Origin of the sequence: Pseudomonas sp. NY15354 (genome assembly GCF_048068075.1) — a bacterium.
In the GTDB taxonomy this organism is placed as follows: Bacteria; Pseudomonadota; Gammaproteobacteria; order Pseudomonadales; family Pseudomonadaceae; genus Aquipseudomonas; species Aquipseudomonas guariconensis_C.
On the sequence record NZ_JBLUPV010000007.1, the window covers coordinates 17,794 to 29,571 of the forward strand.

An 11,778-nucleotide genomic window follows, 5' to 3' on the forward strand; every position below is an offset into this window, starting at 1 on the left:
GGAGACCCGAGCTCGCCGATGCGTTGCCTGATGTTCGTTTGCCTGCTGATCTGCAGCCTGCCCTCGCTTGCCCTCGATCGTTCGCGGGTGGAGGGCTACCTGTTGCCCAATGGTCTGCAGGTGATCCTCAAGTCCGGCTATGAGCGCGATCACGTGGCCATTCGCCTGGTGGTAGGCGTCGGCCTGGATGACTTCGACTGCGATCAGAAGGAACTGCCACACCTGCTCGAACACCTCTTGTTCAGCGGCATCGACGACACCGGCGAAGGTGGCCTTGAAGAGCGTCTGCAATCGCTGGGCGGGGAGTGGAATGCCTACACCAGCAGTGCCGACACCACCTTCGTGATCGAAGCGCCGGCACGCAATCAGCGCAAGGTCCTCGACCTGTTGCTGTCGGTGATCCGCGATACCCGTATCGATGCCAAAGCCTTGGCGACCGCGAAAAAGATCATCGAACGCGAGGACGGCGGCCACTATGGCCACCTGCAACGCTGGCTCGACCGTCAGGACATCGGCCACCCGGGCAGCGACCAGCTGGCCGTGGAGCTGGGCCTGAAATGCGCTGAACGCTCCAATATCGATGACATGACCCTGGAACAGGTGAAAACCCTGCGCGAACACTGGTATGCCGCCAACAACATGACCCTGATCGTGGTCGGCGGCCTGGACCGCCTGCTGCCGGCCTATCTGGAGCGCACCTACGGCGAACTGCCGGCCACCGAGCCGGGCGACCGTCGCACCCTCGACACCATCACCCAACAGGCCGAGCAGCGCCGCGACCTGACCCGCGGCTGGCTGGGTGACAGCGTCAAGCTGCATTGGCTGTTCATCGAGCCTGCGACCGACAACGACCAGAACGCCACCCTCGATCTGCTCTCGCGTTACCTGGACTGGGCCCTTTACGACCAACTGCGCCTGCGCCATGGCTTGTCCTATGGACCGTCGGTGCGGCGCGAGAGCTTTGGCGATACCGGCATGCTGGCCCTGAACGCGGACCTCGAGCGCCAGGATGTCGACCACGCGATCAAGGTGATGGAGCAGTTGTTCGATCATCTGCGCAAGAACGGCCTGGACCCGGACACCTTCGCCCGCATCAAGGACGCGGCCATCGCCCGTGAAAGCTGGAGCACCCAAGGCAACAGCGCCCTGGCGGACTACTACTGGGGTGCGCTCAACGACTACAACGATGGGCGCTTCCGTGACTCGGCGCGCAAGCTGCGCCAGGTGAGCCTCAAGCAAGCCGATGCCACCTTGCGCGCCATGCTCAAGGAACCCGGCTATCTGCGCATCGAAAAACCGCTGCTGGGCTTCGACGAGCTCTATGGGCTGCTTGCGTTGCTGCTGGGGGTGATCCTCGCCGTGGGCCTGCTGCGCCTGCGACGCCATTCGGTGCCCGAGCCCGACGGCGCTACACGCAAGCCCTGATTCGACGGTATCCTGTGACATATCATCGTGCCAGCTCAGCCCCACTGCGGGGCTGACCGGCACGCGGGCTCCAGGCCTCCCATTCTCCTGCTGTGTTCATTGATTCCATGCCCCCAATCCCCACTTTCGTCATCCGTGTGATCGAGCTGCTCAAGCGCTACCCCGGCGTCATCGCGCTGGGTGGCTTCCTGTCCGGAATCGGCAGCTTCATCCTCGTCGATCGCCAGGCCAGCCTCGCCAGTTGGGTGGCGGTCCTCATGCTGGTCAGCTGGGTCTGGCTGATGCTGGAAAACACCCTGACCGGCCTGTTCACCAAGGTCTTCAAGCGGGAGATTCCCCAACCGCTGTTGCGCTATGCGACGCAGATGATCCACCAGGAAAGCCTGTTCTTCGTCCTGCCGTTCTTCTTCATCACCACCACCTGGAACAGTGGCCAACTGGTGTTCACAGGCCTGCTCGGCGCGGCGGGTCTCATTTCGATCATCGACCCGCTGTACTACAAATGGCTCGCCCCCCGACGCTGGCTGTTCCTGGCACTGCACACCCTGACGCTGTTCGCCGCCTTGCTGACGGCGTTGCCGATCATCCTGCACCTGACCACTGCGCAAAGCTTCAAGCTGGCATTGATCGCCGCCATGGCGCTGTCGTTCCCGAGCCTGGCCAGCAGTTTCCCGATCAACAACTGGCGGCGTGCAGTGGCCCTGGTGTTGGTGACCCTGACCGTCGGCGGCGGCGGTTGGCTGTTGCGCTCCTGGGTACCCCCAGCGACCCTGTGGATGACCGAGGTGGCGGTCAGTACCGAAGTGCAGAACCGCCAGCCCGGCGACTCTCTGGATGAAGTTCCCGTCAGCCGCATCCGCAGTGGCGGCCTGTATGCCTATACGGCGATCAATGCCCCGCGCGGCCTGAACGAGCGCATCTACCATGTGTGGCAGTTGAACGGCAAAGAAGTCGACCGCATTGCCTTGGACATCCATGGCGGGCGCAAGGAAGGCTATCGGGCCTGGACCCATAAGCAGAATTTCCCGCCCAATCCGGTGGGCAAGTGGCAGGTGAGGGTACTGACCGAAGATGGCCAGGTGATTGGCGTGCTGCGCTTCAAGGTGCTCGACGACGCGCCCGCACCGTGAGCCTAGGGGGCGAACGACAGCCTGGCAGCCCCAGCCGCTCTGGTGCGCTATGATCTGAGTCGACGCCTCGCGCCCTGTCAGATGCATGGAGCCTATGACCACCCCCAGCGCCACCCTGGACACCAGCAGCCAACCGGCCTGCCTGCGCATCGCCGGTGATTGGACCTTGGCCCACTACGCCAGCCTCAAGCGCGAGAGCGAGCGGCTGCGCTCGCAGTATGGCGACGATACGATCGCCGACCTGAGCCAGCTGGGCCGGCTCGACACCGCCGGCGCCTCGCTGCTGGCCGAACTGCTCGGCTCCGAGCGCCTTTCGCACTGCACCAATGATCTTCCCGAAGCCAGCCGCGCCTTGCTCAAGAACGTCTACTGCTCGGTGCAGGACTACTGCATCCCGGTCAAGGAAGCCGAGCGCCCGGTCCTACTGCTGTTGCTCGAGCGCATCGGCTGCGCCGTCGCCACACTCTGGCAGGACACCCGGCAGTTGCTCGGTTTCATCGGCCTGGTCCTCGAGACCCTCGCCCGCCGGGCCTTGCAGCCGCACCGCTGGCGGGTCACGCCGGTGGTCGCGCACATCGAGCAGACCGGCCTGGACGCCGCCCCGATCGTGGCGCTGCTGACGTTCCTGGTGGGCGCGGTGGTGGCGTTTCTCGGCGCCACGGTGCTGGCAGACTTCGGCGCCACGGTCTTCACCGTGGATCTGGTGGCATTCTCCTTCCTGCGGGAATTCGCCGTGCTGCTGACCGCCATCCTCATGGCCGGGCGCACCGCCAGCGCCTTCACCGCCCAGATCGGCTCGATGAAGGCCAACGAAGAGATCGACGCCATCCGTACCCTGGGGCTCAACCCCATCGAACTGCTGGTGGTGCCGCGGGTGCTGGCCTTGCTGATTTCCCTGCCGCTGCTGACCTTCGTGGCGATGATCTGCGGCATCGTCGGTGGTGCTGTGGTCTGCGCCCTGTCCCTGGGTATCTCGCCGGCGATGTTCCTGTCACTGCTGCAGAGCGACATCGGCGTGCAGCACTTCATCGTCGGCCTGGTCAAGGCGCCTTTCTTCGCCTTCCTGATCGCCGCCATCGGCTGCCTGGAAGGCTTCAAGGTCAGCGGTAGCGCCGAATCGGTTGGCGCGCATACCACCTCCAGCGTGGTGCAGTCGATCTTCGTGGTGATCGTGCTCGACGCCGTGGCCGCGCTGTTCTTCATGGAGATGGGCTGGTGAATGGCGTACGCGACGCGGTAATCGAAGCCCGGGGCCTGTGCAACCGATTCGGCAGCCAGAGCGTGCACGAAAACCTCGACCTGGATCTGTACCGCGGCGAGATCCTCGCCGTGGTCGGCGGCTCGGGCAGCGGCAAGTCGGTATTGCTGCGCAGCATCATCGGCCTGCGCCGGCCCAACGAAGGGCAGGTCAAGGTGTTCGGCCAGGACCTGGCGACACTCAACAGCGAGCAGCGCTCCCAGGTGGAGCGGCGCTTTGGCGTACTGTTCCAGAAGGGCGCGCTGTTTTCCTCGCTCACGGTCACCGAGAACGTGGCCCTGCCATTGATCGAACACGCCGGGCTCTCCCGCGCCGACGCCGAACACCTGGCCGGCGTCAAGCTGGCCCTGGCCGGCCTGCCGATTTCCGCCGCCGACAAGTACCCCTCCTCGCTGTCCGGTGGCATGATCAAGCGCGCGGCCCTGGCCCGAGCCCTGGCGCTCGACCCGGATATCCTCTTTCTCGACGAACCCACCGCCGGTCTCGACCCGATCGGCGCCGCCGCATTCGACCAGTTGATCCTGACCCTGCGCGACGCCCTGGGCCTTTCGGTGTTCCTGATCACCCACGATCTGGACACCCTCTACACCATCACAGACCGGGTCGCCGTGCTGTCACAGAAAAAAGTGCTGGTGGCCGGCCCCCTGGCCCAGGTCGAGCAGACCGACGACCCCTGGATCCACGAATACTTTCATGGCCCGCGTGGGCGGGCGGCCGAGCAAGCCGCCACCAGCGCCGGGCAGGAGCGCTGAACAATGGAAACCCGAGCTCATCATGTCCTGATCGGCCTGGTCACCGTCCTGGTGGTGGCCGGCGCCATGCTGTTCGGCCTGTGGCTGACCAAATCGAGCGTCGACGACACCTTCAAGGATTACGAAGTGGTGTTCAACGAAGCGGTGTCCGGTCTGTCGCGGGGCAGCCCAGTGCAGTACAACGGCATCAAGGTCGGCGACGTCAGCACCCTGCGCCTGGACCCCAAGGACCCGCGCCGAGTGCTGGCCCGCATCCGCCTGAGCGCCGACACGCCGGTCAAGGAAGACACCCAGGCCAAGCTGACCCTGGCCGGCGTCACCGGCAACTCGTTCATCCAGCTCAGCGGCGGCACGCCGAAAAGCCCCGAACTCAAGGGCAAGGACGGCAAGCTGCCGGTGATCGTCGCCTCGCCATCGCCCATTTCGCGCCTGCTCAACGACAGCAGCGACCTGGTGACCAACATCAACCTGTTGCTGCACAACGCCAACCAGATGTTCTCCGACGACAACATCGAGCGTCTGAGCAACACCCTGGCCAACCTTGAGCAGACCACCGGCACCTTCGCCAGCCACAAAGGCGGCATCAGTCAGGCCATCGATCAACTGGCCCAGGTCGGCAAGCAGGCCAATGCAACCCTGGCCGAGACCCAGGCCTTGATGCGCAACGCCAACACCCTGATCGGCAACGAAGGCAAGCAGGCCATCGACAGCGCCGAGCAGGCCATGCAGTCGCTGGCCGAAAGTACCGAGACCATCAACCAGATGCTCAACGACAACCGCGAGGCCATCGATGGGGGTGCCCAAGGCTTGAACCAACTGGCGCCGGCCATCCGTGAACTGCGCGAAACCCTCAACGCACTCAAAGGCATCTCCCGGCGCCTGGAGGCCGACCCGAGCGGCTACCTGCTGGGCCGCGACAACAACAAGGAGTTCCAGCCATGAGACCGTCGCTGCGCCTTCTGGCGGGGGTGGCCACCTTGAGCCTGGCCACAGCCTGCTCGATCCTGCCCAAGACCGATCCGGTGGACATCTATCGTCTGCCGGTGAACCAACCCTCCCGCACCGCCAGCACGCTGGACTGGTCGCTGCGCCTGAACAAGCCTCTGGCCAGTGAGGTCTTGGCCACCCCCCGTATCGCAGTGATCCCCCAGGGCGATGTGATCAGCAGCTACAAGGGCGCACGCTGGAGCGATCCGGCGCCCTTGTTGATGCGCAACCGCTTGCTCGATGGTTTTCAGCGCGACGGGCAGGTGCAGCGCCTGAGCGCCGATGACAGCAACCTGCAGGCCGATTACGAGCTGGCCGGCGAGCTGCAGGCATTCCAGAGCGAGTACCGCGCAGGCGGCACGGTGGACGTGGTGATCCGCTACGACGCGCGGCTGGTGGACGGACGCAGCCAGCGCATCCTCGCCAGCCATCGTTTCGAGGTGCGCCAGCCGCTGGCTGACAAACACGTGTCAGCGGTCGTGGCGGGCTTCGGCAATGCCAGCGACCAACTGGTCGGGCAACTGGTGAACTGGACCGTGGCCCAGGCCAGTCAGGCTCAGGCGAAGAACCAGTAGCAGACCAGGATCGCCGCGATCACACCGGAGAGCTCGGCGAGCAGGGCACACCCCACGGCGTGCCGCACCCGCTGAATGCCTACTGCGCCGAAGTACACCGCCAGCACGTAGAAGGTGGTCTCGGTGCTGCCCTGCACCGTGGCCGCCACCAGGGCAGGGAAACTGTCGACGCCGTGGGTTTGCATGGTCTCGATCAGCATGGCTCGCGCCGCGCTGCCCGAGAACGGCTTGACCAGCGCCGTCGGCAGGCCATCGACGAAACGGGTGTCCAGCCCCATCCACTCCACCGCGTGTCGAATGCCGTCCAGCGCCAGCTCGAGGGCGCCGGAGGCGCGCAGCACACCGACCGCGCACAACATGGCGACCAGATAGGGGAGCAGGCTCTTGGCCACATCGAACCCTTCCTTGGCGCCCTCGACGAAGGCCTCGTAGACCTTCACCCGCCTCAGCGCACCGATCACCAGGAACAGGATGATCACCCCGAACAACGTCAGGTTGCCCAGGATCGACGACAGGCTGGCCAGCGCCGTTGCCGAAAGGGTGCCGAGAAAGGCCATGAACGCCCCCAGCAACAGGGCACCGGGCACCAGGTAGGCGAGCACTACCGGGTCCCACAGGCGCAAACGCTGCATGACGGCCACCGAGAGCAGGCCGACCAGGGTCGAAGCGCTGGTGGCCAGCAGGATCGGCAGGAACACCAGGGTCGGGTCCATGGCCCCTTGTTGGGCGCGGTACATGAAGATGGTCACCGGCAGCAGCGTCAGGGACGAGGCGTTGAGCACCAGGAACAGGATCTGCGCGTTGCTCGCCGTGGTGCTGCTGGGATTGAGTTCCTGCAGGGCACGCATGGCCTTCAGGCCAATGGGCGTGGCCGCGTTGTCCAGGCCCAGGCCGTTGGCGGCGAAATTCATGGTGATCAGGCCCAGGGCAGGGTGGCCAGGCGGTACTTCCGGCATCAAACGGGCGAACAACGGCCCCAGGACCTTGGCCAACCATTCAACGATACCGGCCTGTTCGGCGATTTTCAGGAAGCCTAACCAGAGAGTGAGGGTACCGAACAGCAGGACCATGACCTCCACCGACAGCTTGGCCATGGCGAAGATACTTTCGACCATTGCCGCGAAGATGCCGGCATTGCCGCCGACCAGCCATTGGGCCAGGGCGCTGACGGCCGCCACCAGGAAGAAGCTGAGCCAAAGGCCGTTGAGCATCCGTGAATTCCCCCAGAAAAATGCCCGAATGATAGCGTATCGCGCCCGCGGGCTGGAGCAGGGGATTGGAAGGGCCTACCCGAATAACTGCCCTAGGTTGCTCGCTCCAGACTATTCGCGAGTGAACCCGCTCCCACAACGCCGGCGTCGAATCGCAACTGCGCTGCACTCAAGGGCACCGCCGAACCTGTGGGAGCGGGTTTACCCGCGAAGCAAGTGGCGCGTCCCCCCACTCCCACAGCGACGGCGTTGTGAGTGAGAGCACTACAGAGCTAAGTAGGCCGAGCAAGACGCCGCAGTACAGCTTGCTCAAGGGCCATGAAAGCTAGCAGGCAATAAAAAGCCCCGATCGAGTCGGGGCTTTTGGGGACGGCATGTGCGCTTAGTGGTGCTGCTGAACGGCCTTGGCAGGCTCAGCCGCCGTTGCCACCACGGCGTCATGCTTGTGGCCGGCGAGCAGCGAGCTGTAGTAGCGCTCGCCCTTGGCGGCGTCGTACATGCCTTCCCAGCGTGCGATGACCAGGGCAGCCAGGGCGTTGCCGATCACGTTCAGGGCGGTGCGGGCCATGTCCATGATGCGGTCGACACCGGCGATGAACGCCAGGCCTTCCAACGGAATACCCACGCTACCCAGGGTCGCCAGCAAGACCACGAAGGAAACACCCGGCACACCGGCGATGCCCTTGGAGGTGACCATCAGGGTCAGCACCAGCAGCAGCTGCTGGCTCCAGGACAGGTCGATGCCGTACAGCTGGGCGATGAAGATCGCCGCGATGCTCTGGTACAGGGTCGAGCCATCGAGGTTGAAGGAGTAACCGGTCGGTACCACGAAGCTGCAGATCGATTTCGGCGCGCCGTAGGCTTCCATCTTCTCGATCACACGCGGCAGCACGGTCTCGGAGCTGGAGGTCGAGTACGCCAGGATTAGCTCATCTTTCATGATGCGCATGATCTTGATGACCGAGAAGCCGAACACGCGAGCCACCAGGCCCAGCACCATGAAGGCGAAGAAGGCAATGGCGAAGTACACCAGCAGCACCAGCTTGGCCAAAGGCAGCAGCGAGGCGAAGCCGAAGTTGGCGACGGTGACCGCGATCAGGGCGAACACGCCGATCGGGGCGTAGTTCATGATCATGTGGGTGACCTTGAACATGGTCTCCGACACGGCCTGGAAGGTGCGCACCAGCGGATCGCGCAGATCGCCCGGCAGGCTCGACAGGCCCAGGCCGAACATCACCGAGAAGAAGATGATCGGCAGCATTTCGCCACGAGCGACGGCGGCGAAGATGTTGGACGGGATCAAGTTGAGCAGGGTCTCGATGAAGGCATGCTCATGCTGCACCTCGGCCGCGGTGGCCTGGTACTTGGAGATGTCGACGGTGCCCAGGGTGCTCATGTCGATACCGGCGCCCGGGTGGAACAGGTTGGCCAATACCAGACCGACGACGATGGCGATGGTGGTCACCACCTCGAAGTAGATGATGGTCTTCAGCCCAATGCTGCCCAATTTCTTCGCGTCGCCAACCCCGGCGATGCCCACGATCAGCGACGAAATCACGATCGGGACGACGATCATCTTGATCAGGCGAATGAAGATGTCACCGGCAGGCTGCAGGACGTTACTGATCCACCATGCCTTTTCTGCACTGAAATGGTTCAGCAGCGCGCCGATCGCAACGCCCAGGACAAGTCCGATGAGGATCTGCCAGGCGAGGCTCAGTTTTGCCTTCTTCATGTCTTTACCCTTTCTTCTAGTGGTCATGGGTGCCAGGCGGAAAAACGCATCCCAGAGCCTTTGCCAGCGTATTGGGTAGCGTTGGACTTCCGTGCGGCGACGCCATCGAAGGTCACCGCAAGCGAGCGTCGGACGCTCGGGCCTGCGAAAAAAGGCGGCAACTATTGCGACGGGAAGGGGGGCAGTCTAATGCCGGAAATGACTACCCCATGCCGAATCGGCATGAGGCTTGAAGGGAAATTCGCGCATCAGAAGGGGTTGGCTTTTCGGCGTTCGGATTTCCGAACAAGACCAAAGCGCCATTTTTCGGCCGATTTACCAGCATCCATTCGAGGGTTTCCATCGCCTGTTCGACAATCCGAATGGTGCTGCACGTGGCAGCGCCCCAAGGCGTGCCCACGAAAAAAATTTCGATATACGGTCAAGACAAAATGTGTCTTGAAGGAAAAATACCGCAAGCAGCACGTCTTCTTTCTTATATAGGCGTCTCGGAAGTCTGACCGGGCTTTGCGCCTCATCCGACACCGCCGGTCAAAACTTCCGATACCGCCCTACCTGACCCGGCCCATTGCGGAGGTACTCCCTGTACCCCTAGGCCACTCCGATCCTGCAACAATCAGAACAGCCCAGCCCCTTGGTCATGCGTCGCCCCTCCTCGGAGCGGCGCATCATAGAAGCCTGAAAGATAAAAAGGTTCAGCTTCTAGCACGTTACACGCCCGTGACCGTCGGTCAGTACCACTTCGGGTCACGCTTGAGCTGCTCCTGCAGCATGGCTTTCATCCCGTCGTCCGGGTCACCCAACCAGCGATACTGCGCATGCCGGGTGGGTGACTTGTCCGCGGGCAGGCCTTCGGGGACTTCGACGAGCATCCCGTAGGCATGGTCCTTGTCCCAACTGAACGCCACCACGAGGCGCTTGTACGTGCAGTTGGACTGGGATTCGCACAAGGGTCCGACCAGGTACTGGTCACCCTCTTCGGTAACCGCCGACATCTGCTGTTGCGAGCTGCCGGAAAGATTGATCACCCAGTCGGGCAGGCGCTCCTCGCCTTTGACTGTGTCCTGCCAGGTTTCACGGTATTCGGGGTCCGAACCCAGCAATTGATCGACCCGGACCTGGCCATCATTGGCCGCCATCGCCGCTGCGCCACCGCCCATCAACAAGGCGGTGGCCAGGGCTGTGTAAAGCATCCGGCTCATGCTCAACCTCTGCCGCGTCCGAAGAAGAAAGAAGCCACGAACAGGACCAGGAAGACGATGAACAGAATCTTCGCGATGCCAGTGGCGGCGCCGGCGATACCACCGAAGCCCAGCACGGCAGCGACAATGGCGATGATCAGGAAGGTGATAGCCCAACTCAGCATGATGGTTCTCCTTTCTTTTTGAAATCGATCCGGTACGGCATTCAGAACACCCAGCGTTCCTCAGGGATGACGCTGTCCAGGTTGGTTGGCGAAGCCTTGGCAGCCGGCAACGGCGCGGTGGCTTTGACCAACGTGTTGGCATGGCTCGCCTGGATCTGCGTCAACAGTGCGGTCTGTGCCGCCACCTGCTCGGCCAGACGCGCTGTCTGCCAGCTGTAGTAGAACTGGCCAGCGGCGAGCGTCAGCAGCAGCGCGAGGCCCAGGAACAGACATTGGCGCCAGGGCAATTGCGCAATCTGCGGGCGGTTGACGAATGGGCGATTCATGCCGGCTCCTCCTGCTGTGTTTTTATTCGAAACCTAGACAGGAAGTTGCAGCCTGCATGCCAGCCTTCGACTTCTATAAATATCCTTTTAAATCATGAAGTTATGAATCGACCCGATAAGTGTCGAACGCGTATCCTGCACGATGACCGGGTTGAGGTCGTGCGTTTTGCACGATCAACCCTCCACCTTGCTCGCGACTTTCAACAGGTCGGCATCCACGCCTCGCACGCCGATGATCTGCCGCGCCACCTCCACAGCGATGGTCTTCTGTTCACTGCTGACCACCTCGCCGGAAAGCCGGACCATGCCCTGTTCACTGGCCACCTTGAGGTTCAGGCCGTCGAGGTTACGGCTGTAGCGGTAGCTGCTCTGGATCTTGTCGATGATCCAGTTGTCGCTGGGCTGCGGGCCGACCGGCGCGTCCACAGGCTTCTCCCGCGCCTTGGCCATCGCGGCGCTGTCCAGGCTGACCAGGTTGTTGACCAGATGCACCCCATCGGTGGTACGTGCCAGTACGCCGGACAGCTCCTTGGCCTCTGCGCTGTCTACCTTGCCGCGCAGGGTGACCACGCCCTCACGGCTTTCCACCTCGATGGGCGCTTTCTCGGTGATACGGCTCCACAGCAGCCGCGCCCGGATCACCGCCGCCAGGGTGGCGTCCTCCAGACGCTGGGCATAGGCGCGCAGTTCCAGCGGCCGCTCGACCAGTGCCGGGTTTACCCGCAGTTGGTTGTCGACCTGCTCGATACCGTGGGTGGCGAGGGCGACATGCTCGGCCAGCTGACGCTCGACATCGTTTTCCACCTCGCCGGTCAGCTTCGCGCTGTCACCCTTGACCGCCACTTCGATACGAAACGGGTTGAGCACTCGATTGAGCGCCAGGGCGGTCTGCAAGGCACCTTCCAGACGCGCGTCCTGGACCGGATCGGCAAAAGCCGGCGGCGCGGCCATCAGCAGGCCGGCCGTCAGCACCAAGATTCGTGGGGAAAAAGGCATGTCGAGTCCTCCATCGG

12 protein-coding genes are annotated in these 11,778 nt (G+C 63.3%); 6 read left to right on the forward strand and 6 right to left on the reverse strand.

Translation table 11 applies throughout. The annotated features are described in order from the left end of the window. Positions 1–18: 18 nt before the first annotated feature. The 6 genes from ACNFCH_RS09345 to ACNFCH_RS09370 all read left to right on the forward strand — a co-directional run bounded on the left by ACNFCH_RS09345 (position 19) and on the right by ACNFCH_RS09370 (position 6,127). The gene (locus ACNFCH_RS09345; RefSeq protein WP_416742664.1) at positions 19–1,425 is read left to right on the forward strand and encodes a M16 family metallopeptidase; all 1,407 of its coding nucleotides are present in this window, start codon (positions 19–21) and stop codon (positions 1,423–1,425) included. Between the two features lie 107 nt (positions 1,426–1,532). Then, positions 1,533–2,555, forward strand: coding sequence for a DUF5924 family protein (locus ACNFCH_RS09350; RefSeq protein WP_416742665.1), 1,023 nt, complete (start codon positions 1,533–1,535; stop codon positions 2,553–2,555). Between the two features lie 85 nt (positions 2,556–2,640). Beyond that, on the forward strand, positions 2,641–3,774 hold the full coding sequence (locus tag ACNFCH_RS09355) for an MlaE family lipid ABC transporter permease subunit (protein ID WP_337159309.1): 1,134 nt from the start codon (positions 2,641–2,643) through the stop codon (positions 3,772–3,774). Beyond that, on the forward strand, positions 3,771–4,565 hold the full coding sequence (locus ACNFCH_RS09360) for an ABC transporter ATP-binding protein (protein ID WP_337159310.1): 795 nt from the start codon (positions 3,771–3,773) through the stop codon (positions 4,563–4,565). The genes ACNFCH_RS09355 and ACNFCH_RS09360 overlap by 4 nt, the downstream gene beginning before the upstream one ends. Before the next feature lie 3 nt (positions 4,566–4,568). Continuing rightward, positions 4,569–5,507 carry an MlaD family protein gene (locus ACNFCH_RS09365; protein WP_337159311.1) on the forward strand — a complete coding sequence of 313 codons (939 nt, stop codon included), beginning with the start codon at positions 4,569–4,571 and terminating at the stop codon, positions 5,505–5,507. Beyond that, positions 5,504–6,127: an ABC-type transport auxiliary lipoprotein family protein gene (locus ACNFCH_RS09370; protein WP_416742666.1), complete on the forward strand. Its 624-nt coding sequence runs from the start codon at positions 5,504–5,506 to the stop codon at positions 6,125–6,127. Before ACNFCH_RS09365 ends, ACNFCH_RS09370 begins: the two co-directional genes overlap by 4 nt. On the opposite strand, the gene ACNFCH_RS09375 is transcribed toward ACNFCH_RS09370, so the two are convergent. The 6 genes from ACNFCH_RS09375 to ACNFCH_RS09400 all read right to left on the reverse strand — a co-directional run bounded on the left by ACNFCH_RS09375 (position 6,109) and on the right by ACNFCH_RS09400 (position 11,761). Next, positions 6,109–7,338, reverse strand: coding sequence for a nucleoside recognition domain-containing protein (locus tag ACNFCH_RS09375; RefSeq protein WP_337159313.1), 1,230 nt, complete (start codon positions 7,336–7,338; stop codon positions 6,109–6,111). The two genes, ACNFCH_RS09370 and ACNFCH_RS09375, sit on opposite strands and share 19 nt — an antisense overlap. A gap of 382 nt (positions 7,339–7,720) precedes the next feature. After that, positions 7,721–9,073 carry a glutamate/aspartate:proton symporter GltP gene (gltP, locus tag ACNFCH_RS09380; RefSeq protein WP_416742667.1) on the reverse strand — a complete coding sequence of 451 codons (1,353 nt, stop codon included), beginning with the start codon at positions 9,071–9,073 and terminating at the stop codon, positions 7,721–7,723. A 731-nt stretch (positions 9,074–9,804) separates the two neighbouring features. Continuing rightward, on the reverse strand, positions 9,805–10,275 hold the full coding sequence (locus tag ACNFCH_RS09385) for an inhibitor of vertebrate lysozyme family protein (RefSeq protein WP_416742668.1): 471 nt from the start codon (positions 10,273–10,275) through the stop codon (positions 9,805–9,807). Between the two features lie 2 nt (positions 10,276–10,277). Beyond that, positions 10,278–10,439, reverse strand: coding sequence for a DUF1328 domain-containing protein (locus ACNFCH_RS09390; RefSeq protein ID WP_003252966.1), 162 nt, complete (start codon positions 10,437–10,439; stop codon positions 10,278–10,280). A 41-nt stretch (positions 10,440–10,480) separates the two neighbouring features. Continuing rightward, positions 10,481–10,765, reverse strand: coding sequence for a hypothetical protein (locus tag ACNFCH_RS09395; RefSeq protein ID WP_337159315.1), 285 nt, complete (start codon positions 10,763–10,765; stop codon positions 10,481–10,483). A 174-nt stretch (positions 10,766–10,939) separates the two neighbouring features. Further along, complete coding sequence (locus ACNFCH_RS09400) at positions 10,940–11,761, reverse strand: BON domain-containing protein (RefSeq protein WP_416742669.1); 822 nt, start codon at positions 11,759–11,761, stop codon at positions 10,940–10,942. Positions 11,762–11,778 lie beyond the last annotated feature (17 nt).